Annotated in this window: 21 protein-coding genes, 1 tRNA gene and 1 pseudogene; 11 read left to right on the top strand and 12 right to left on the bottom strand. The window is 47.0% G+C overall.

The window, feature by feature from the left end; translation table 11 throughout:
- Positions 1-297: hypothetical protein (locus C233_RS24710; protein ID WP_018669270.1), on the top strand; the 297-nt coding region annotated here is incomplete at its 5' end.
- Positions 298-971: 674 nt separating this feature from the next.
- Here C233_RS24710 and C233_RS0119885 read toward each other — a convergent pair.
- The 7 genes from C233_RS0119885 to C233_RS0119850 all read right to left on the bottom strand — a co-directional run bounded on the left by C233_RS0119885 (position 972) and on the right by C233_RS0119850 (position 10161).
- On the bottom strand, positions 972-1196 hold the full coding sequence (locus C233_RS0119885) for a hypothetical protein (RefSeq protein ID WP_018669268.1): 225 nt from the start codon (positions 1194-1196) through the stop codon (positions 972-974).
- Between the two features lie 29 nt (positions 1197-1225).
- Positions 1226-2581, bottom strand: a complete 1356-nt coding sequence (locus C233_RS0119880; protein WP_018669267.1) for a fimbrillin family protein — start codon at positions 2579-2581, stop codon at positions 1226-1228.
- A gap of 12 nt (positions 2582-2593) precedes the next feature.
- Positions 2594-5182: a BACON domain-containing protein gene (locus tag C233_RS0119875; protein WP_025069175.1), complete on the bottom strand. Its 2589-nt coding sequence runs from the start codon at positions 5180-5182 to the stop codon at positions 2594-2596.
- Positions 5183-5310: 128 nt separating this feature from the next.
- Positions 5311-6432, bottom strand: coding sequence for a fimbrillin family protein (locus C233_RS0119865; protein ID WP_018669264.1), 1122 nt, complete (start codon positions 6430-6432; stop codon positions 5311-5313).
- Between the two features lie 170 nt (positions 6433-6602).
- Positions 6603-7622: a DUF5119 domain-containing protein gene (locus tag C233_RS0119860; RefSeq protein ID WP_164835514.1), complete on the bottom strand. Its 1020-nt coding sequence runs from the start codon at positions 7620-7622 to the stop codon at positions 6603-6605.
- Between the two features lie 2 nt (positions 7623-7624).
- Entirely contained in the window at positions 7625-8761 is a 1137-nt protein-coding gene (locus tag C233_RS23310; protein ID WP_018669262.1) for a DUF3575 domain-containing protein, read from the bottom strand.
- 404 nt (positions 8762-9165) lie between these two features.
- Entirely contained in the window at positions 9166-10161 is a 996-nt protein-coding gene (locus tag C233_RS0119850; protein WP_018669261.1) for a tyrosine-type recombinase/integrase, read from the bottom strand.
- A 209-nt stretch (positions 10162-10370) separates the two neighbouring features.
- On the opposite strand from C233_RS0119850, the gene sppA reads away from it, so the two are divergent.
- The 6 genes from sppA (at position 10371) to C233_RS24920 (ending at position 16321) form a co-directional block, all read left to right on the top strand.
- The gene (gene sppA, locus C233_RS0119845) at positions 10371-12137 is read left to right on the top strand and encodes a signal peptide peptidase SppA (protein WP_018669260.1); all 1767 of its coding nucleotides are present in this window, start codon (positions 10371-10373) and stop codon (positions 12135-12137) included.
- A 6-nt stretch (positions 12138-12143) separates the two neighbouring features.
- On the top strand, positions 12144-13247 hold the full coding sequence (gene lpxK / locus C233_RS0119840; RefSeq protein WP_018669259.1) for a tetraacyldisaccharide 4'-kinase: 1104 nt from the start codon (positions 12144-12146) through the stop codon (positions 13245-13247).
- Positions 13204-14013 carry a purine-nucleoside phosphorylase gene (locus tag C233_RS0119835; protein WP_025069172.1) on the top strand — a complete coding sequence of 270 codons (810 nt, stop codon included), beginning with the start codon at positions 13204-13206 and terminating at the stop codon, positions 14011-14013. Before lpxK ends, C233_RS0119835 begins: the two co-directional genes overlap by 44 nt.
- Positions 14014-14122: 109 nt before the next feature.
- A complete protein-coding gene (gene thiL, locus C233_RS0119830) occupies positions 14123-15193 on the top strand; it encodes a thiamine-phosphate kinase (protein ID WP_018669257.1) in 1071 nt (356 codons plus the stop codon).
- A 258-nt stretch (positions 15194-15451) separates the two neighbouring features.
- Positions 15452-15524 (top strand) — tRNA-Phe (locus C233_RS0119825).
- A 461-nt stretch (positions 15525-15985) separates the two neighbouring features.
- Positions 15986-16321: a hypothetical protein gene (locus C233_RS24920; RefSeq protein WP_241217630.1), complete on the top strand. Its 336-nt coding sequence runs from the start codon at positions 15986-15988 to the stop codon at positions 16319-16321.
- Between the two features lie 180 nt (positions 16322-16501).
- Here C233_RS24920 and C233_RS0119815 read toward each other — a convergent pair whose 3' ends face one another.
- Positions 16502-17335 (bottom strand): zinc finger domain-containing protein, encoded by an 834-nt coding sequence (locus C233_RS0119815; protein ID WP_018669255.1) that lies wholly within the window; start codon positions 17333-17335, stop codon positions 16502-16504.
- A gap of 190 nt (positions 17336-17525) precedes the next feature.
- On the opposite strand from C233_RS0119815, the gene C233_RS0119810 reads away from it, so the two are divergent.
- Positions 17526-17963, top strand: a complete 438-nt coding sequence (locus C233_RS0119810) for a PepSY-like domain-containing protein (RefSeq protein WP_025069171.1) — start codon at positions 17526-17528, stop codon at positions 17961-17963.
- Between the two features lie 167 nt (positions 17964-18130).
- On the opposite strand, the gene msrB is transcribed toward C233_RS0119810, so the two are convergent.
- The 3 genes from msrB to C233_RS0119795 all read right to left on the bottom strand — a co-directional run bounded on the left by msrB (position 18131) and on the right by C233_RS0119795 (position 21039).
- The gene (msrB, locus tag C233_RS0119805; RefSeq protein WP_025069170.1) at positions 18131-19186 is read right to left on the bottom strand and encodes a peptide-methionine (R)-S-oxide reductase MsrB; all 1056 of its coding nucleotides are present in this window, start codon (positions 19184-19186) and stop codon (positions 18131-18133) included.
- Positions 19187-19250: 64 nt separating this feature from the next.
- Complete coding sequence (locus tag C233_RS0119800; protein WP_018669252.1) at positions 19251-20549, bottom strand: MATE family efflux transporter; 1299 nt, start codon at positions 20547-20549, stop codon at positions 19251-19253.
- A 214-nt stretch (positions 20550-20763) separates the two neighbouring features.
- Positions 20764-21039, bottom strand: coding sequence for a putative quinol monooxygenase (locus C233_RS0119795; RefSeq protein ID WP_018669251.1), 276 nt, complete (start codon positions 21037-21039; stop codon positions 20764-20766).
- 260 nt (positions 21040-21299) lie between these two features.
- On the opposite strand from C233_RS0119795, the gene C233_RS0119790 reads away from it, so the two are divergent.
- From C233_RS0119790 to ung, 3 genes and pseudogenes are all read left to right on the top strand, one after another.
- Positions 21300-21617: an HAD family hydrolase gene (locus C233_RS0119790; RefSeq protein ID WP_018669250.1), complete on the top strand. Its 318-nt coding sequence runs from the start codon at positions 21300-21302 to the stop codon at positions 21615-21617.
- Between the two features lie 225 nt (positions 21618-21842).
- Complete coding sequence (locus tag C233_RS0119785) at positions 21843-22373, top strand: DJ-1/PfpI family protein (RefSeq protein ID WP_018669249.1); 531 nt, start codon at positions 21843-21845, stop codon at positions 22371-22373.
- 122 nt (positions 22374-22495) lie between these two features.
- Positions 22496-23164: pseudogene (gene ung, locus C233_RS22990) on the top strand (uracil-DNA glycosylase).
- Between the two features lie 7 nt (positions 23165-23171).
- Here the strand turns inward: ung and C233_RS24705 are convergent.
- A partial coding sequence (locus C233_RS24705; protein ID WP_039748484.1) for a hypothetical protein occupies positions 23172-23377 on the bottom strand: 206 nt, incomplete at its 5' end.

Genomic DNA, 23377 nt, shown 5'->3' with positions numbered 1-23377 from the left:
TGTTCAATCGCCGCCTTGTTCCTGAAAGCGGGTGCAAAGGTAAGGACTTTACCGGATAACTTCCAAATGTTTTTGGAAGTTTTTTCATTTTTCTTTTTAAAGGAGGACGTTTCGGATGAAACTGCTCATTTATGGAAGAAAAATGAAAGGCTTCTTACACCGTTTCTGTCAGAATGTCAATTCAACGCTGCCTCCGTTCCCGAAAGCGGATGCAAAAGTAGGGCTTTTGGGAATATGAACCAAATATACGGGAAGGTTTTTTACTTAATTATCCGAAGGTTTTTCGTAAAAGGTTGATTGATAGGTATATCAGAGGGGATATTTTTTAAGGGGAAGGAAGGGAGGCAGTGGAGGGTACACATTATAATATATAAAGGCGCACATGGAGGGCGTGAGTACGCGTTTCCATGTGCGGACGGGTAAAGGCGGGCGTCCGTACAAATCCGAGGGTGGACGGTGGCGCGGAGGTGTATGCGGGTATAGGCAATGGAGGCATTCGATAGGGAAAGGCGGGAGGGGAGCAGGCCGAAGGAAGGAGGGGGATGAGGAGGCATACGCTCCGCGGAGAAAAGGGAGGACGGGGAAACAAGAAAGGGATGACGCAACGACTGAGATGCTATTAAAAGGCTTATAATAGGGGATTAAAAGCCTTTTAATGGCATATTAGAAGCCTTTTAAGTATATGCCGACGTAGGAAAGACATGCAGACCTCATTATAGAATGACTTATACTTCGATAAGACCAATAGCTTTGTGGAAAATTAGAAATTACCCTCTATGACACCCTCGGCGGCTCTCAAGATTAGGAGGAAATCAGCGAATATGGTAAATGCAAGATACCTTTTGTGGAGGAGGCTGTTCGGGAAGAAAGAGGCAAAAAGCGACTTTTACTGATGACTCATAGGAAATTTATTAAAGAATCCGGAGGACACTTTATAATGAGGTTTGCCTGTACGCCTCCCCTAATGAGCATCAGTAAATTTCTTTCTTACAGTATTCCTTTATGTATTCCAACGGAACGCATTCATCCTTCCGCCGCCCGTCCAGATAACTTACCATAACCTCTGGGGGCTGTTCTTTATGAGGCACAATACCCAATACTTTGGCATAACGCAGCCGCAAGGGTTCGCCGTCGGCATCGTATTCTTGTACCCAAACGCGGTCGTCTATGTTCAATTCCACATCTGTTGTTTTCATGATATGCTCGTTTCTTTTTGAAAATACAATTAACTGCCGGAGGTTAGTTTTATACCGGCTCCGATTGAAGCCTCACCTTCCGGAGTCAGCGTAAAGACTCCTACTGTTATACCGGTAATAACCTCATTAAAACCATCCACAACAATCGTAAATTCTCCCGGTCCTGTACCTGAAAATTCACCGCCTACACCCGGATATTCAACACCATTATATATAAAAGTCATATAAGCGTTAAGTTTATATACAGTAGCTGCCGTAGCAGTTTTAACAGTCCACTTTCTACCCGGAGGCGCACTGACAGTAAAAGGATAAGAGCCATTGCCTTCCGTAGCGCTCTTTGTATATCCGTTAGCAGGCGAAAAGGTAGTACCGGGCAGTTGCGTTTCCGTTTCAGCCTCCCACAACTCCACCGTAGGTTCTTCCAGTTCAATAGGTTTAAGGCCGAGTATTTGTTGCAGGTTCATCTGTACCTTATAGTGGTAGATGTGATTATGTTCCCAGGTTATCGCAGGTATCGCGATAGAGATAACCTTACCCGTAACATTACGAGCGGCATCTCCGGCTTCGGTGGCAACGATGTCGCAGATAAGTTCGAAAGTTGCCGTTCCGGCAAGAACTTCCTGGGGCAGTTGCATGAAAAGCTGGCTGTCCGAGTTCAGGAGGACTTCGGCTATGGAGAGTGGAATATCGAGTCCGCCCGTGCTGACGGAATAACCGGTGTCTGAAGCAGTGGCTTGCGCGTTCCAGGGAGAGGTACCGGTATCGGAAGTGTTCAGGTTGAGATTGCCGGTATTATGAATGCCGGTCAGCCTTACCCCACGAACGGTAGCCGTGTAGTAACCCGAATAATCTTGGCCGGTAAAAGCCGATATACGAATTTGGGACAAGGCATGGCGGAAGTTGAGCATCACTCTCCTTTTCTCTTCCCATATCAGGTTTTTGCTGCCGGTGTCGGGAATGGAGTAAAGCAGGTCTACCTGGCTGGAAGCTTCCGTAGCCGTGGTGACACCCGTCAGCAGCCCTTCGCTAAGCAGATAGCCTGCATTATAGGGGCTGTAAGCAAGGAAAGTGTGGTTAATACCCTCTTCCCAATATCTGGTGGGGGCATACGTCCATTCACCGCCTTGGCGGGTTACTTTGACATTATCCATGAACAGCTCTTTCGTAACCCCGTCTGCCCACGAGTCTGTACCATGCCGGTAGGCAATAACTCCGAAGTCATCTCCTTCGACAAAATCCATTCGAACGGAAGCACGGGTGGGAGTTCCTTTACCAACGAAGGTTTCGAAAGAAAGGGTTTTGTACTCCGTCACATCGAGTTCTTCTTCCGTAGAACAACCCGACAAAATGGCGGCTATCAAAATTGTCAGCACATATTTCATCATATCATTAATATATTATGCGGCCAAAGCAATGGTAATGGCAGTCTTGCCTTGTTCATCTTTTATATAAACTATACCGATATAAGACCCGGTCGAAGGGAGGCCGGGGGTTATCAGTTTGAATGTGGCCGAACCGGTTTGCGTTATCTGCTTAGTACCCTTAGTATTGATAAATAAATAAGGATAAAGCCCGAATGTAGGTGCATCGACCGTAGCCGTCCATGTCATGCCCGGTGCAGCGGTTACCGTGATTGTAGATGACCAACTGCTACTGGGCACTCCCTTGATATTTGTAGGAGACACCGTTGTCTTTTGGGCGGGGGTAGCCTCTTGCGTCACGGTAAGGACGAGAGGGCTTTGCCCGTCACGGGTTAGGGTAACAGTACCTCCACGGGAGGCGGTACTCGATGTGTTTGCTTTCAATACCAGGTTCACCGTGGCATTGCCACTGCCCGATGCAGGGGACGCTTCTATCCAGGATGCAGCGGAGTTTGCCAAACTCCATGGAATACCGGCCGGACTTGTTATATTGAATGTCTTGGTTTGCGCAGCATAGGTAGCGGTAAGGGCGGTGGCCGATAGTACGGTAACAGGCGCCCCTTCCTGACTGACGGTAATAGGGATGTCGGCCTGTCCCACACGTTGTAACGTAAAAGCGGCAGGGGTACGGGCGATAGAAGCTGTATTGAGGAGGGTCGTAAAGGTCAGTTTCCCGGTTTTATCTGTAGTTCCGGCAGTGGGGCTCACTGTAAGCCAGTCTGGAGAAGTTCCTGCCAGTGTCCACGTAAAGTCCTCCTTCCCGGCTTCGGGATTGGTAATGGTCAGTGTTTGGCTACCTGCCAGATAGGAGAAGGAGAAGTCTGTGGCAGATACGGACATAGGTTCGGGAGCCGCCTGGGTAACTTCGACCAACACCGGCTCTTGAGCTTCACGCGTCAGGGTAATGGTGGCAGTGCGTACAGAGGCGGTATGATTGGCGGCAGCAACCGCATTGACAACTTGCCCGGCAGTGCCTTGAGTAACCGGATTTCCGTCTTCATCTTGCAGCGAAAGCCACGTGTCCGCACCTTCGCTCAGTGAGAGCGACCATGCAGAACTACTTGCCGGATTGATAATAGTTAACTGATTACTTCTGCCTTCCATAGGGAACTGTGTGGAGTTTGCCTCGATAATAGCGGCGGGAGCTTCCTCTTGCGTCACCACAATACGGGTTACGCCCGAGAGAGCACGCCTGATAGTGACTTCCGCCTTCCTCGATTGAGCCGAAGTATTGGCTTCCACTATTTTAATCTGTATCTCGGCATCTTCCTTTCCGTAGAGTTTACTGGCATCGGCTTTCCCCGTTCCTTTGCTCACTTTCAGCCAGGAGGCAGGTTCTTTCTTTTCAGCGAGGGTGGCGACAGCGGCATCATCCGTCAATTCGGGACCTACCTCTACAATCCACTGGTCGTTTTTCTCGGGATTTACGATTTTTATCGCCTGTATCTGACCTGCGGCATTGCTCTTGGTAATACCCAGCGTTGCGCTTCCCGTACCCTCCTGTTCGGTATCACCGGAGGTTGTTGGTACAATGGTGACGGTAAGGTCTGCGGGCAGTTTGATTTCGCCGCCTGTCTCCCACTCTACCACATCGGGTTCTCCTACCTCGATAGATTTCAGCCCGAGCAGTTGTAACAGGTTCATCTGTATCTTGTAGTGATAGATGCGATTATGTTCCCAGGTTATCGCGGGAATGGGAACGGTGGTTACCAGCCCGTTTCTCGAATTGGAGGCATTGCCGGCTTCGGTGGCGACGATGTCGTAGGTAATCTTGAAACTTGCCGTTTCGGCATCGGGTATCTCTTGCGGTATCTGCATAAAGAGGTTATCGCCTGCATTGAGCAGGGCTTCTTCTGTGCTCAAGGCAACGGTAAGGTCTGCGGTATGGGCAATGTAGCCCCCGCTACTCCCCTGATAGTTCCATGGAGAAACGGAAGCGTCGGACGCATCCAGGTTCAGCGTGCCCATGTTCTGGATGCCTGCCAGCTCTACCTTGCGGATTGTTACGCCGTAATAGCCTGTATAGTCCTGGTCGGTGGAGGCGGAAAGGCGGATTTGGGACAGGGCGTGACGGAAGGTCATAACGACTTTCTGTCCTTCGGCCCATACAAGGTCTTTACTGCCTACGTCGGGAATGGAATACAGCAGGTCTACCTGGGCGGAAACGGCGTCGGCAGTGGTGATGTTGACGAGTTGTTGCCCGTTGAGCATATAATCTTCATTGTAAGGGCTGTAAGCAAGGAAGGTGTGGTTGACGCCTTCTTCCCAATATCTGGTGGGAGCATACGTCCATTCGCTGCCTTGACGGGTTACTTTGACATTATCCATGAACAGCTTTTTCGTAACTCCGTCTGCCCACGAGTCTGCACCATGCCGGTAGGCAATGACTCCGAAGTTATCTCCTTCGGTAAAGTCTGTTCGGCTGGAAACACGGGTGGAGGTTCCTTTACCCACGAAAGTTTCGAAAGAAAGCGACATGAAAGAGGAACGACTGACTTCTTCTTCCGTAGAACAGCTCGACAGTAAGGCTATCAGGCTGAAACTGATTAATAAATACTTCTTCATTATGCTTTTGTTTTCATCTTAATCTGGTTGTACCGCAAAGGCAGTAGTGGCTATAAGAGGACATTCAACCCCTTATAGCCTGTGGGGTTACCGGTCATTCTTCACTACGTGTCCGAATGACGGATAATTTAAGGATTGACTGTTCCTCCGGTTAGCTCTGTATCGGTTACAGTAGTATCCCAAGGTTCTATTGTCATATTTGTATCATCGAACTCGATAGCTTTCTGCTTCAACGCCTGCGGCATGCTGATGCCCAACTTATAATGATAAATCTTATTGACCTCCCACGTCTGTGTAGCAGTGGTATTGATAAGTACGCTGACTTCTTTGGTAGGAGTACCAGTTTCTTTCAGCGCCTTATACGACAAGGTCACGGTAAATCTGACATTGCCCACCGTCGTTTGGGGCAGCAGCATCAGCGTGCCGTCGGTTGCGTCGGGTACAAGCGTATAATCAGCCGAGGATGCAGCGACAGCATCACCCAAAGCGATTTCAGCATCGGGCGTTACCATGTATCCTGTCTTATTTTCTCCGGAAAGGTTAGTCCAAACCAGTGCTCCGGCATCAGTAGCACGGCCTACTATGTCGATATTTCCTGTGGTATAAAGTCCGGCAACGGTTTCGTCGTCGCCAGTAGCCAAAGCCTCAATCTTTACGGATTTGACTTTTACGTCGCTTGCATCTGTCTCTGCCAGTTCCGTAAGCCCTACGGAATACTTTATCTGCGAAAGTGCATGACGGAAAGCAAAAACCTGCTTAGCGGGGTCGGGCGTGGACGTTTCGTCCCATTTATCGTTTTTCAATGCGTCTGCGACCATGAAATCTACCTGATTGGCAACCTCATCCTGCACTGTGTACGAAAAGACTCCGGCAGCCAATGTGGCGGTAGCTTCTCCCGGTGCGCTTGCAAAGAATGTATGGGCTTTACCGTTTTTCCAATAAGCTTGCGGAGAGTATGTCCAGTTTCCTGCGGTCTTGGTTATTTGCGCACCTTCCAGGTTAGGGATTGCAGAGGCTGTAGCATCATAGGTTGTACCTGTCATCTGGTCATCTGTATAAAATCCCCATACCTTTATGGACTGGCCGTCGGCAAATTTGTTTCCGGTAACCGGCACTCCTCTTGTAGAGGCTTTGCCTACGTAAGTTTCAAATCCGATAGCTCTGCTATCCGAAAGTTCTACGAGCTCGCTATTAGAGCAACTCGTCAAAACTGCGGCCGCTACGGCAGCCTTCATAATAATCTTTTTCATATTCTTTATTAGTTAATTATAAAATTGCCACTCTGCTATTCCGGGATAAAGCGGCTGTTCCCCTCTTATCTGCGAGAATGATTACTGTTATTCGTCATGCGTCTCCCTGTTTCTGTATTCTGCTGTTATTTACTCCGGTTATTCATTTATTACATGTTCGATAATAAGTATCATAAAATAATATCTATTTCTTCGCCCCAGTTGCTAAGCCCGGCATCGAAACCGCCGCCGGGCGAATCGGGTATCACGACTTCGGGCAGTTGCACCTCTCCTACGACAATGGGTATCACGATTTCGGGTTCGATAGCGCTGAAGTCTATCTGGTCGGAGATTTCAAATTCATAATTGACGACGGAGTGGTCGCGCATCACGAACTCCAACTGGACGAGATGTTGTACCTGCTCCTCCTGCGGGGTTCCGTCCGGTGAACGTACCAGTCCGAAGACGTTGATTTCGTGTCTCAGGAAGGTGTCGGACTGTTTGTCCATATAGAAAATGGCAGTACCTGTATCATATGTACATTCGCCCGTAGCGAGGTAAATGCCCCGCGCCACTCCCGAGAGCGATGCGCGGCAGGAGGCTGCCCCTTCAAGCCCTTGTACCTTTACGGTAAGTACTACCTGCAGAACGCGGCTGCATGGGTAGGCGTAAATGGTGTCGGGGTGGTTTCGGTCGAAAGCCTCTACTGTTTCCACGGAACTGTAAGTGGCAAAAAAGCGGTCGGGCTCGGATATCAGCAGCTCGCTGCGGGTGTGCAGGTTGGCATTCGAGGTGGTAGAATAATAGATGTTTTTGTTGGTGGTGGCACGGGTGTTATAAGGGGTTCGCGTGCGGGTATCCAGATAGGCTTCCGCAGCGTATATGTTGTCCATACCGCGCAGTTGTATCCTTTCGGTATCGCTGTTAAAAAGCAGGAAGTTGTATATGCCGGACTGCACGGTTACGTCGCCGCCATAGGTATCGCGGTAATAAGTATAGTTAGCACCGGACTGTTCCTGACGTGCTTGCTGTACCGCATACATGGAAATGCGCACGCCTTCGGGCAGTGAGGCCTGTAATTCTGCAGGAACGGAGTCCCACACCACAGTGACATGAAGGTTTTCATGCGGGTGGTCGTAACACAGGTCATTGCGGTCGCAACCGGAAAGCAGTATCAGGTATGTGGCAAGTACACTCATAACTATTCTCATTACTATTCTATTTTCGGTTTCCATTTAAACCGGTTTAGCGGCCAAACCAGGGAAACTTTTGCTTTTGTCGGGCCGAAATAGGAATATCGTTGTGTTTTCTCGTAAACATAGCATCCCCTGTCCCAATGATACTGACGGTATTCGGTCATCATGTAGCCTACACCCAGGGAGAGTTCCATGCGTAGCCGTTTACCCAGGGGGAACATATAGCCGTAGGTTAGTCCGCCGGCTATGAAAAATTCGCCCTGGATGCCGTGAGTGGGATGTGCCATGAATTCGTAGAGTCCTGTACCCACATAGAAACCGCCGAAGTGTCCGCGAAAGTTTTCCGTGGAGGCGAACCAGTAACGGAGTTCCGGACTGACGGCGGCTATGCGGTAGTACTTGTGCTTGCCGCGGTTGCTCCACCAGGCGTATTGCCAATCGAGGTTGAGGGACAGACGGCGCTTAAAGTAAAATTCGGCTTCGGCGTTAATCAGCAGGGCGGCCGCATAGAGCAGGTTGGCCTTAAGGGCGAAACGGGGCGGAACGGGTGATGCCGAGGCTTGTTGCATACCGGAGAAAGGCAGTACGGGCTTGTCTTGCCTGAAGGCAAGGGCGGGCAGCGGATACACGAAGGTTGGTACGGGCGGCGGAACGGCAAGGGTTGAAAGATGCGCAAGGGTATCGGGGAACCGTACAGACACAGCTTTCATTGCAGCAGGAGCCACTCCGCCCACCCCGGACAACGTGTCTGCAAGGGATGCAGGTATGTACACGGATACAGTGACATATTCACCGCTTTCGGCATGGTTCCGGGTGATGAAGCAGTATTCTTTAAGCCCCCGGCGCACTATAAGTTCAGATTTTACACGGTTGGAACGTAGTTTGGCAATGGCAAGATTGGCTTTATGGGTGGGTAATGAGTTACAGTAGCCATTTACATAGAGAAATATGCGCCGGTTGAGAATATCTTCTTTGTGCTGCCCGACAAAAGCCAACAGGTATTCCAATTGGGGTTCATTGGTTTTGTAAGGTACGAAAAACATATCCCGGCGGAGGCAGAAACGGAACGTACATATGCTATCTATCTTCTCTCGAGCTGCAAGGGAAAGGATTTGTAAGGCAAAAACAGAGAATATGATAGATGCTCTCAACATAAAAATCGATATTTAAATAAGGGCAAAATAGTTTCTGCCATTAAACCCGTTTGACAATTAGCCGTTTGGCGGTTACTTACCAAGTAACAATCAACTGTTATTCCATGCAAACCGGGGACGCTTCTCCGGTTTGCATTGTTCAGAGAAGAAAAAGGCTTTTCAGGAGTGATAAAGGCAACGAAAAGTCGCTCCGTTTTTCGCTTGACAAGACGGATAAATCATTTCATGTACTGCTTAATAATAAACCAGAGGAAATTTCTTTATTTAATCAATCATTATTGTGTTTTTCTGTAATCGGTAGGATAAATTATTTAATTTTTATTTGCACATATGTAAAAAATATAAGATATTTGCAATCTGTACTGACCATTACTTGGTAAGTAATTATTGTCTAATGCCGTGTTTTACAACTTGTTATAGTGCGGTATACTTCCCCATTTACATTTTCTAACAGAAGAAATCAGTTTCCGGTTAGCCTTGTCTATCCGTTCATTTTCAAAAGGTTTCAAGTATGTTTCGGTAACCCGGATAGAAGAGTGTCCTAAAGACTGGCAGATAATACCTACGGGTATACCCATATAAAATGCCAGGGTAGCCCACGTATGGCGCGCCGTATAGGAGCTTACCTTGAAACCGGGCAATAGCAGGCGCATCAGCTTACCCAAGGATTTGTTGAAACGGTGCAAAGCGTCCTGGTAGTATCGGTACAGTTCCCATTCGCTGTGCAATCCTGCATCCAGTATAGGAAATAGGTAGGGCGACTGGGAATTCTTGTCACGGAATTCATTTATCAGCGGTACTGCTTCGCGGGGAATATGCACTGTCATTTGCTTACCCGTCTTATGCCGGCGGTAAACAATCGCACCACCTTTCATGTCTTTCTTACGCAAGTAGGCCAAATCTATGAATGGCATGCCACGGAACAGGAACATAAGCACGAAATATGCAAGAGTTCTTTTCTGTTCGTCGGAAATCGGTACAGCTTCGGAATACATCAGCCGTTTCATCTGCTGTTCCGTCAATGCCCGCTTGATATGAGGCTCTACCTTGGTATAGACGTCATCGAACAGTTTGGGATTATAATCCCTGCTACCCAAAGGCATCCAACGGTTATAGACCGCCTGCAATGTGCGCATGTAGGTGGAAACCGTGTTCAGGCTCAGTTTACGCTGCACCATCAACCAACTTTCATACTCTTTTAAACGTCCGGGGGTAAAAATTTGCTGCATCGGTAACTTAACGTCTCTGCCACCGGAAAATCGGACAAAAGAACGTAGCGTACTGATATAGGTATGTACTGCCGGATACTTTTTGTCTGCCGTTAAATCATCGATTACTTTCATCATGTAACACGACAACTCGGCCGTTTCTTCATCTTCTTCTAAATCTTTTCTTTTCATAACTTCTCGTTTTTAAATTATATATGCGATAACACTACCCTAAAACGAACTATCGGGCACAATGTTTATAAAGAGAAAGCAAAGGAAGCGAGGAAATAAAAAACGCTTGTGTGATAAATCGAAAATTCATGCGACAGATAGGGAAAATATCAACCTAATTATTTATCTTTGTTAGCTTAAAGAGTTAGCATACCAAAAACAATAAGACAATGAAAGATTTCTTGAAATTTACGCTCGCCACCGTTACGGGTATCATCGTATCGAGCGTCGTTTTGTTTTTCATCAGCATTCTCATGGTTTTCAGTATGGTATCCTCCTCGGAGTCGGAAACGCAGGTGCGCAAGAACTCCGTTATGATGCTGGAATTGAACGGGACACTGGCGGAACGCAGCCAGGAAAACCCGCTGGACTTCCTTATGGGAGACGATTATAAGACCTACGGTCTGGACGATATTCTCGCTGCTATCAAGAAAGCGAAAGAGCACGAGGACATCAAGGGTATCTATATCCAGGCAACCTCGCTGGGTACGGGATTTGCTTCGCTGGAAGAAATACGCAGTGCGTTGCAAGACTTCAAGGAGTCGGGAAAATTCATCGTGGCTTACAGTGATGCCTACACGCAGGGGCTTTACTACCTGTCCAGCGTGGCGGATAAAGTGCTGCTGAACCCGCAGGGTATGCTCGAATGGCGGGGGTTGGCTGCCAGCCCGATATTCTTCAAGGACTTATTGGAGAAAATCGGCGTGAAAATGCAGGTATTCAAGGTAGGCACGTACAAATCGGCGGTAGAACCGTTCATCGCTACCGAAATGAGCCCTGCCAACCGTGAGCAGGTAAATGCTTATCTTACCTCTATCTGGGGACGGATAACGGGGGACGTCGCCCAGTCGCGCAAGCTGTCCGTAGAGGAGCTGAACAAGGCTGCCGACCGCATGCTGATGTTCCACCCCGCCGAGGAAAGTGTGAAAAGCGGCCTGGTGGACACCTTAATATATAAGAATGATGTACGCGACTATCTGAAAAACCTGATAGGCATCGACAAGGACGACCGTATGCCGGTACTGGGGCTTCAGGACATGATAAATGTAAAGAAGAATGTACCCAGGGATAAAAGCGGGAATGTGATTGCCGTGTATTATGCGTACGGCGAAATCGACGGCAGTTCATCGTCTTCTGCCGACGAGGGTATCAACTCCGAAAAGGTTATCAAAGACTTGCGCAAGCTGAAAGACGATGAAGACGTGAAAGCCGTTGTACTGCGCGTAAACTCTCCTGGCGGCAGTGCCTACGGCTCCGAACAGATATGGCATGCCGTGAGCCAACTGAAGAAGGAGAAACCGGTAATCGTATCCATGGGCGACTATGCCGCTTCCGGCGGATACTACATCTCCTGTAATGCCGACACGATTGTTGCCGAGCCTACCACACTGACCGGCTCTATCGGCATCTTCGGCATGATGCCCGATGTACAGGGGCTGACGGAGAAAATCGGCGTGTACTTCGACGTGGTAAAGACTAACCCGTATGCTGATTTCGGCACAATAACCCGCCCGATGAACGACGATGAGAAAGGGCTGCTGCAGATGCACGTAAATCATGGCTACGAGTTATTCCTGACCCGCTGCTCCGACGGGCGCGGCATCGGTATGGAAGAACTGGACAAGATAGCGCAAGGCCGCGTATGGACCGGTAGCACCGCCAAAGAGTTAGGGCTGGTGGATGTGTTGGGCGGCCTGGATAAAGCGTTGGAAATCGCCATAGACAAAGCGGGTGTAGATGCCTACACCGTAATGAGTTATCCGAAGAAAGAGAGTTTCTTCGAGAGCCTGATGAGTACGAATCCCGGGAATTACATCAAAGCGCGTGTACTGAACGGCAAAATGGGCGACGTGTACCGTCAGTTCGGTATCATCGAGAACTTCGACAAGATAGACCGTATACAGGCACGTGTGCCGTTTGAACTGAACATACGATAATTTTAAATGAGAGATGCATCCGTAAAAATACATCATTGGCTATATCCTTTGTCCTGGCTCTACGGGATAGGGGTATGCTTGCGAAATAAGCTCTTCGACTGGGGTTGGCTCCGGTCGAAGAGTTTCGACGTTCCTGTGATATGTGTAGGTAACCTTGCCGTAGGCGGAACGGGCAAGACGCCGCATACGGAGTATCTGATAAGGTTATTGCAGCATGCGGGCATCAACGTAGCCACATTGAGCCGCGGCTACAAACGAAAAAGCAAGGGGTATGTGCTGGCAACTGCCGGGAGCAGCGTGCAGCAAATCGGCGACGAGCCGTACCAGATAAAGAGCAAGTTTCCGGACATACGGGTGGCGGTGGACGAAAACCGCTGCCACGGTATCGGGCAGTTATTGGAGCTGAAAAATCCGGCTGTGGATGTAGTGTTGCTGGATGATGCTTTCCAGCACCGCCATGTAAAGGCGGGGATGAATATTCTGTTGACCGACTACCACCGGTTGCTGTGCGATGATGTCCTGCTGCCTGCGGGAAGGTTGCGTGAACCTGCCAGCGGCAAGAACCGTGCGCAGATAGTTATCGTAACGAAATGCCCGGACAACATCAAGCCGATAGATTTCAACATCATCACCAAGCGGTTGCATCTGTATCCGTACCAGCAGTTGTATTTCTCCAGGTTCCGTTATGGCTCGCTAATGCCGCTGTTCCCCGAAAAGGCGAAAAAAAGAATATCTTGCACGGGAGATGAACAAGTGTTACTTGTGACGGGCATCGCTTCGCCCGCCCCACTGGTGGAAGAAGTGAAATCGTACACTTCCCACGTTAGCCTGCTGGCATTCGGCGACCACCACGATTTCAGCACGAAAGACGTGCAACTCATCGAGGAACGTTTCTTGCAGTTAACAGAAGGCAAGCGGCTGATTATCACTACGGAGAAGGATGCCGCCCGGCTGAAAAGTCATCCCGCCCTGGGCGGAGTACTGAAACCGTACATCTATGTGCTTCCTATCGAGATTGAGTTTTTGCAAAATCAACAATATATATTTAACCAAAACATTATTGGCTATGTTAGAACGTATTCAAGAAACCGCAGCTTATCTGAGAGGTAAGATGCACACGCATCCTGAGACAGCAATCATACTCGGAACAGGCCTCGGCAGTCTTGCGGGCGAGATTACCGAGAAGTATGAAATAAAGTACGAGGATATTCCCAACTTCCCCGTTTCTACGGTAGAGGGGCACAGCGGCAAGCTGATTCTCGGTAAGTTGGGCAACAAGGATATTCTGGCCATGCAGGGACGTTTTCACTTCTACGAGGGATATTCCATGAAGGAAGTGACGTTCCCGGTACGTGTGATGCGCGAATTGGGTATCAAGACTTTATTCGTTTCTAACGCCAGCGGCGGTACGAATCCCGATTTTGAAATCGGCGACCTGATGATTATCACCGACCATATCAATTTCTTCCCCGAACATCCGCTGCACGGCAAGAATATTCCATACGGCCCACGTTTCCCGGATATGAGTGAGGCATACAACAAGGAGCTTATCCGCAAGGCGGATGTAATTGCCGCCGAAAAGGGTATCAAGGTGCAGCATGGCGTGTATATCGGTACGCAAGGGCCTACGTTCGAGACACCGGCGGAATACAAGATGTTCCGTATCCTGGGTGCGGATGCGGTCGGGATGTCTACCGTTCCCGAAGTAATCGTAGCAAACCACTGCGGCATCAAGGTGTTCGGCGTATCGGTAATCACGGACTTGGGTGTGGAAGGTAAGATTGTGGAAGTCTCTCACGAGGAGGTGCAGAAAGCTGCGGACGCCGCACAGCCGAAGATGACGGAGATTATGAGGGAGTTGATTAATAGGGCGTAAAGGTTGGCAAACAGTCAACTGTTCACTATAAACTCCTATCTGTCAACCATTAACTTTGACTATCGACCTTCAACTATTCTCTCAACTATCAATTTTCAACTAATTAAGAATGAGAACAGAAATAGCGACTCTCGGTGAGTTCGGGCTTATCCGCCACCTCACCGAAGGTATCGAACTGAAAAACAAATCGAGCCGGTACGGTATCGGCGATGATGCCGCTGTGCTTTCCTATCCGGCGGAGAAGGAAGTGCTGGTTACTACCGATTTATTGCTGGAAGGTGTACATTTCGACTTGACCTATGTACCCTTGAAGCACCTGGGATATAAATCTGCGGTAGTGAATTTCTCCGACATATACGCCATGAACGGTACGCCCCGGCAAATCACCGTTTCACTGGGCTTGTCCAAGCGTTTCTGCGTGGAAGACATGGAGGAACTGTATGCGGGTATCCGTCTCGCCTGCGAGGAGTACGGCGTGGATGTCGTAGGCGGCGACACGACTTCTTCCTATACGGGGCTTACTATCAGCATCACTTGTATCGGCGAAGGTGAGAAAGGTAAAACGGTTTATCGCAACGGCGCCAAAGAAACCGACCTTATTTGTGTGTCTGGCGATTTAGGCGCCGCCTATATGGGACTGCAACTGCTGGAACGCGAAAAGACAGTCCTCAAAGGCGACAAAGACCTGCAACCCGACTTCGCCGGCAAGGAATATCTGCTGGAACGGCAACTGAAGCCGGAAGCCCGTCGTGATATTATCCGGAAATTGGCTGAAGAGGGTATTCAGCCCACTTCCATGATGGATGTTTCCGACGGCCTGTCCTCGGAATTGCTGCATATCTGTACGCAAAGCAAGGTCGGCTGCCGTATCTACGAGGAGCATATCCCTATCGACTACCAGACGGCTGTCATGGCAGAGGAGTTCAATATGAACCTCACAACTTGCGCCCTCAACGGCGGCGAGGATTACGAACTTCTGTTTACCGTCCCTATTGCCGACCACGAAAAGGTGTCCGAAATGGAAGGGGTCAAGCTGATAGGCCATATCACGAAACCGGAATTGGGTTGTGCCCTTATCACCCGCGACGGCCAGGAATTTGAGTTGAAAGCGCAAGGTTGGAATCCGCTCAAAAAGGAGTCTGCCGCTTCCGAAGCGTCTGTATCTAATAAGGATATGTAAAACTCTAAAGAATAGAGCCCTCAAAACGGAGAGTAGAACCGAAAGGGCGGAGAATAAACTGAAAAGCCAGGGAATAAAACTGAAAGTCCGGACAAGAAACTGCAAAAACAAAGTTCTTACAAACTTTTTCAGTATTTTTTCATAAATAATAAACGCTGATACTTAGTCGCATAGCTAACTATCAGCGTTTTTTATCTCCCAACCTCTTGCATAGTCCAAAACTTTCACTACCTTTGCAACCGCAAAAGAGATAAAAATGGTGTCATAGCTCAGTTGGTAGAGCAAAGGACTGAAAATCCTTGTGTCCCCGGTTCGATTCCTGGTGACACCACTTTTCAAGAAATCATGCAGTCCCTGAATTTCATCGAAGTTCAGGGATTTCTTTATTAAAGACCTTATCAAAAACCTTTAGCTATGACTGCTACACAATATATATTTCCGGCGATACTTGCATCATTGACTATCTTAGCGATGATTCTGAATCTTATAATACGCTTCTCGAACGGTGAATATCTTTCATGGAGGACTTTCAATAGAATATCGCTGGCTACTCTCCTTGGTATAACGATATGCACATTTGCCTGGATGATTCATTCACGGGCGGGGATGTTCGCATCACTTCAATTAGTAAACAACAACCTAGGAAATATGACATTGGTAATTTTGGGAAGTATGTTTATCGTATATCAAGAATTCATATTGTTTCGGAACGTATTGAACTGGATAGGACGGAAAGTATCGCCAATCGATTTAAGTTATTCAGCCTATGCAATCCTCGTCCCACTGGTGATTATGATTATTAAAATACTGTTTAGCGGAGCGACAGACATATTCCCTAAAAACGATATATGGGGAGCTATATGTTTCGATTACGGTTTCTGGCATTTTATGACAGCGCTCTCTTTGGTGTATGCAGGCGTTATGATTATTATTCAATTCATCCAGTTCGTTACTGTGCTACGACATCATGGCAAGCCGCTGGTACAAGTTTGCATTATCTATTTTCCGGTGATGCTGTCATTATTCATATTGTCGATGTATGCTGTAGTCGGTGTCGTACTCCTTTTCATCATAAGAATTACATTAAGTATCATAGAAGCGAATAATACGAGAGAAAGGGAAAATTAAAATGCAGGTAATGCCACTAACCAATATCTTGTAACTAAAAAAGGGAGATGCCCAAGAAGCAGAATCCTCAACTTACCTACCCGGACAAACATCGACCGGCTCCACCGATTTAAAGGCACACGCCCGAACTGCTTGAAGCTTTAGAAGAATAAGAAACGCTGAAAACATAAAAGAGAATACTTATTCCTCCATTTGCTGGCATTGCGGGCAGTAATAAACCGTTCCGCCCAAATACGCCTCTTTCACAAACATCCCTCCGCAACGGGGGCAAGGATTTTTCCATGTTTTGGCAGAAAGAATGGTTCGGTATCCGCCGTACTTACCGTAAAGGTCTGTTTGGGTATCGCGACCACCTTTCAAAGTCATATCCGTTAAAGTAGCCTTTAGAGAATTGAAAAAGGCCTCCTTCCGGGTATCCGTCAAATTCAATACTTTCTGCTTAGGGTGAATACGGGCATTGAACAGAATATCCTGCGTAACTCCATTACCTATTCCCGGGATGCGCTGTTCGGTGGCAAGCAAAGCTTTGGCTGTCAGGGATTTTTTAACACCACAAAAGAGTGTATCAAACTGCCTCTCCGTGTATTTCTCACTCAAAGGAGAGATGCTGTTGCGGCTAATCGCATAGTACTTATTGCCGATATCATCCCCCTGATAAACACTGATAAAGCCGTACATAGCAACTGTAAAAACAAGAAAAGATTCATCGTCGAAAGTAAGTAACAACTGGTAATTGGAAGGAATTTTATCACCCGACTGATAATGGCGTACAATGACGCCATCAGCAATATTCATCGTCACACCCTCCGAAAGATAGAAGTCAACGAACATACCATATCCTCCGGACGATAAGATAGTCTTTCCGACCAATAACTTACCATACTCTAACGGGTTATTATTGTAGAAGGTGAATTTATGCGGCTTGATAGCATTGAACACTTGCGTAATCGTCTTACCGGCCAGGGCATGGCTAATCTGATTACTCAGCGTGACAACTTCAGGTAGCTCTAACATATCATTTTATATTTGTATTATCAATCGGAATATATCTTTTACAGTGAAAGCGTCTTTTTATCAAAGCTACTTTTTTCTCACACCGATATTTTTTCAAAAATAGAGTTTTTTTCCCAATTCTTTCCAGATTTCTTTCTCATATTTGCAATACAAAAACAAATAAAGTATTAACCGTTAAAAATAAGGAAGTATGAAAAAGTTAATTATGATGTTAGTTTGTATGTTTGCAGCGCACACAATGGTTATGGCAGACAATGATAAACCGATACAAGTAAGCCAGCTACCGGCAAAGGCGCAAACATTTATCCAGACGCATTTCAAAAATCACAAAGTGGCGTTAGCCAAACAGGAATCGGGAGTATTTTACAAAAGCTACGATGTGGTATTTACGAACGGAGAAAAGGTAGAATTCGATAAAGCGGGCGAATGGAAAGAAGTGCGGTGCAGACAAAGCGAGGTTCCCGCACAGATTGTACCGGAAGCTATCCGTAATTATGTAAAAACGAACTACCCGGATGCAAGAATTCTCGAAATAGAATTCGACCACAATGAATACGAGATAAAATTATCCAATCGTTGGGAAATTACATTCGACTCCCAAATGAGAGTAATCGATATCGACGATTGATAATGGCAAGCATTATGAAAGGTTAAAATTCAAGAGTACAGAAAACAGTTGTTCGAAGTAAATTTCCGGACAACTGTTTTTGTATCTGCATCTATCTGTTTATGATGCAAAGATAAGTCCTGCCCTTAGGGACGAGAAGAGATTATTTCAAAAAAATCACATATCCGTCATTTAACCAACTTCAGATACTCGCCATATCCTTCCTCCTGCATCTTATCCTTTGGAATAAAACGCAATGAGGCGCTGTTGATGCAGTAGCGCAGCCCGCCCTTCTCCTTAGGCCCGTCCGTAAAGACATGCCCCAGATGAGCATCCCCCGCCTTGCTGCGAACTTCCGTACGCATCATGCCGTGGGTAGTATCGACTTTCTCCCGGATGCGTTCACGGTCAATCGGTTTGGAGAAACTAGGCCACCCGCAACCGGAGTCGAACTTGTCGGTAGAGACGAACAGAGGCTCTCCCGTAGTAATATCCACATAGATACCGGGACGGTACTCGTTCCAATAAGCATTACGGAAAGCAGGCTCGGTAGCATTCTTCTGGGTAACGGCATACTGTTCTGCCGTAAGTTGCGAGCGTAAGGCAGCATCGTCCGGTTTGCTGTACACTGCCGCCGTTTTCTTCACCTTCGCCTTACGCGCCAAGTCGAACAATACAGGGTCAATATGGCAATATCCTCCCGGATTTTTATCCAAGTAGTCCTGATGATAATCTTCTGCCGGATAAAAATTCTTCAACGGCTCGATTTCTACCTGCAATGGACGCGTATAGCCGGCTGCCAGGCGGTCGACGGTTTCACGGATAACAGGCAAATCGGCGGTGTCCGTATAATAAATGCCCGTACGATATTGACTGCCCCGGTCATTTCCCTGCCTGTTCAGGCTGGTAGGGTCAATCGTCTTGAAATAAAGGTCGATAAGGAAAGGCAAGTCTACCTTATCGGAATCGTACCGTACCTCCACGGTTTCGACAAAATCCGTAGTACCGGTACATACCTGCCGGTAAGTCGGATTGGCTATATTGCCGTTTGCATATCCTACCCGGGTAGCCTCTACCCCTTCTATTTGTTTCAGGAAATGTTCCGTCCCCCAGAAACATCCTCCTGCCAGATAAATCTCTTTCATTGATTTCATATCGGTTCTCCTTTCTGCCTGCCCTGCCGGTTTACCTACACAAGACAGACAACTTATTAACATTGCAAAAATAAAGATTATTTGTTTCATAATTCCACTATATGGAAATTATAACAAGAAAGCCGACATTATGGTTGACTTTCCTATATAAAAATCAGTCTCGATACAGTTTTCTTTTCAGATAAATAACAGACTGGACTGCTTGCATAATGACGAAAACATATTCCGCCGTCAGATACACAGCCAACGGAGCGTGCAGGCAATGGCTTATCCAGTAAAGGTAAAGCAGATATACCCCGATAGTCGTTACCTGAAAGACAAAAGCGATGTCCGTTTTGCCCGTTCCGGTCACGGCGTTGAGATACACACATCCCGGCACAGCGAAGATATAGTTCATCAACATTACAATAAAAGGTACGACGGCTTGCTGAGCCAATATAGGATTATCTGTATAAAGACCTATAATCCAACGGTTCCCCAGCAAAGCCAGTCCAATCAAGGGAAGTCCTGCTGCATACCCCAATTTAATCACCTTACCGCAGATAGGAAAAAGACATCGCCTCTGCCCCGCCCCAATCGCATTGCCCACCAGCGAACCGGTAGTCGCGGCAAACGAACTTACAATAACAAAGAACACGGTAGACACGCTCCGGGTGATATTGGAAATAGCCAGCTCCGTTTTACCCAAGTGTTCTATGGCAACAAAGAACAGAAACCACGGTGCTATGCTGATAAAAGAATGAAGCATGCTCCAAACGGACAACCGCAGAATACCTGCCAACAGCCTGCCGTCATATACGGCTTTCAGCCCGTAACGCATTTTATCCACCTTCACCCACATATACAAAAGCAATATGATAAAAGAGCCTGCCTCAGCCAACGACGAAGCCATAGCAGCCCCGGCAATACCCAAGTCCAGCCCGAATATCAGCAGATAGTTCAAAGGTATATTGATACATACGGCTGCAACGGCAGCCCACAAGAGCGCCTTCGTTTCGGTTATTCCCACGAAAAAGGAACGGAAAGCCAGGAACGGAAAAGAAAAGAGCAAGCCCAAGCTACGCCAATCCAAGTACTGAACGACCGAGCGGTAGATATCAGGAGAAGTTATCAGCCCCTCCAGAACGGCAGGAGACAACCAATGTACCAACAGGCACAATAATACAGCCAGTCCCGACAAGAAAAACAGCCCTTGAAAGAAAGCCTTACCAATTTCTTTATAATTCCGTTCACCGTTTCTGCGTGCCACCACCACTTGCAGCCCCACGCTGAAACCGAAGCCCAGCATATAAACCGTCAGATAATAAATACCTGCAAGGGCGGACGCTCCCAACTCCACCTCTCCTACATGACCTAAAAAAATGGCATCGGTGATATTGATTAATTGCTCCATTAAAATACTCATCATCACCGGAAAGTTGATGAGCCAGATTTGTTTATAAGTATAATTCATTGTTCGACAACAATATGCACTGCCGCATATTACCTCAGAACAGGGTAATATGATGCAGCACGGATAAATAAGAATGAAAATAAAACTCTGGGGCAGATTATCCTAACCTACCCGAATAGCTGAATAGCTTCAAAGATGAGAGGTGCTATTCGTGGAGCACAGCTATATGCAGAGTCGATGTTTCACAAGTTGAACAATGAAGTATAACGCATTATCAGAAGCAGAACTTCTCCAGTTTCATAGAAGCCAATCCCTGAATTTTAGGAACTAAGGTTACGAAGTGAGCAGCCTTTTCGTGTGCAGCCAGCGACTCCGCATCCTTCCAGGTTTCACAAATCATGAGGACATCCTCACGAGTCGCACTTTCAAAAATATCATAAGCAATGCAACCATTGTCTTTCAGTGAACAAGCCACCAATTCTTTTGCAGCTTCCATAACGGCAGCACGGTTGTCCGCACTCACTTGAATAAAAACATTCAGTCTAATCATATTCGTATCCATATTTAAGTATGTTGCAAATTTATATAGAATAAATAAGAAGTCCGCTAAAATTCTGTGTAATTATTCCTCAGATATGTGTACCGGCTCCACAGTATTCCACATATTTCCACACAGTTTCCCATACATCACACATCGCGCACTTTACTATAAATCAAAAAGATATAAACTTTTTATTTTTTTGGCATCTTCTTTGCTATGTAATTAATATTGGAAAACAACTCCCGATATTCATTTAAAGTTAAAAAACCATGAAGAAAGCATTGGCAGCATTGGCAATGATACTGGGTACAAGCGGCTCTGCAATGTACGCACAAGAAGCGAATAGTTCATCCGCCATTGCAGCGGAAATACAAGTTCCACAGGACGAATTCGTAAAAATGGATTCGCCAGAACTGCCCCAAGCAGTCATGGTGACACTGGCAACAGATTACGAGGGTGTCCTTGTCAAGGAAATCTATGTAAAGGAAGAAGATGAAACGAAAATCTATAAACTCAGCATTATCACCCGGGAAGGCGAAGAGACGGAAATAATTCTGAATGAAAGAGGCGAAGCGCTAAAAGAATAACACTCTTTCTGAAAAACAAATCTTGTGAGAAAGGTATTCCGGTTCACAACGAACCGGAATATTTGTATGTCATAATCTGCACAATACCGAACGATATCCCGCTTCCGTAAGAGACTGCCCCAAACATGCGGCATTTTGTTTTTACGCATAAAAATCCTAACTTTGTTACACAAAAGTAATGAACGTTTCCGAACGTAACGATTGTTTCACCTAATAATTAAAACTATGGCAAAGAAAGTTGCAGTTTTGGCAGTAAATCCGGTCAACGGATGCGGTTTGTTCCAGTATTTGGAAGCATTCTTCGAGAATGGCATCCCCTATAAAGTATTTGCAGTGGCAGACGGCAGGGAAATCAAGACGAACTCCGGCATCACCCTGATTGCCGACGATGTGATAGCAAACCTGAAAGGGCATGAAGACGAATACGATGCACTTGTATTTTCCTGCGGCGATGCCGTTCCCGCATTCCAGCAGTATGCCGACAAGCCCTATAACGTTACATTGCTGGAGGTTATCAAGACATTCGGCGAGAAAGGTAAAATCATGATAGGGCATTGCGCAGCCGCCATGCTGTTCGACTTTACGGGTATCACCAAAGGTAAGAAAATCGCCGTTCATCCGCTGGCAAAACCGGCTATCCAGAACGGAGAAGCTACCGACAGCCCTTCCGAAATAGACGGCAACTTCTACACCGCCCAGGAGGAGAACCACATATGGACGATGATAGGAAAAGTCATAACAACCCTAAAGGCATAAGCGATACACGAAAGTTCTATGCAACGTCATAGAACTTTCTTTTTATTTGCCAAATACATACGCACTCACAAGTATTATTCGTACATTTGCCGCATCATACCCAGATACAATATCCTTACCCTATGAATGTGAAGATAGAAGAAAGCTGGCGGCAGCGTTTACAGGAAGAATTCGACAAGCCCTATTTCGGGAAACTGGTATCCTTTGTAAAGAATGAATACGGACATGCCCATGTGCTTCCGCCGGGACACCTTATCTTCCACGTTTTCGACTCATGCCCTTTCGAGAAAGTAAAAGTGGTTATCCTGGGGCAAGACCCCTACCCCAATCCCGGACAATACTACGGAATATGCTTTTCCGTACCCGAAGGAGTAGCCATACCGGGGTCACTTGCCAATATATTCAAAGAGATACACCAGGACTTGGGCAAACCGATTCCCGCCTCCGGTAATTTAGACCGTTGGGTAGCCTAGGGAGTATTCCCCATGAACTCCGTCCTCACCGTCCGTGCCCACGAAACCGGCTCGCACCGGAATATGGGCTGGGAAACCTTTACCGACGCGGTAATCAAGAAACTGAGCGACGAACGGGAACATCTGGTATTCATGCTTTGGGGAGCTTATGCCAAAGAAAAGGCAGCCTTGATAGACGGCAACAAACACCTTATACTGACTACCGTCCACCCTTCACCCCGCTCTGCCGAATACGGCTTTTTCGGATGCAGGCATTTCAGCAAGGCAAACGACTATCTGCGAAGCAAAGGCATTGAAGAAGGGACATTCAGTAAATAATATAAAATCAGCCAACTAATTCATACACAAAATATTGCGAATTAGCTGGCTTTTTTGTATCTTTAGGTATTCCCCCGCAAATAAGGTTTGAAGGCCAAAACGGGGGAAATTCCCCGACTAAGATATGGCTAAGATACAAAATATTTCCGAAATTCACCCAACTTTGGGCTTCACAGAATTTGATGTTCTGGAAAAATACCGCAAAAGTTTTAA

The organism is Bacteroides gallinarum DSM 18171 = JCM 13658 (assembly GCF_000374365.1).
GTDB lineage: Bacteria > Bacteroidota > Bacteroidia > Bacteroidales > Bacteroidaceae > Bacteroides > Bacteroides gallinarum.
Note: the sequence above shows the minus strand (reverse complement) of the source record. Positions and strands in the feature narration are given on the sequence as shown.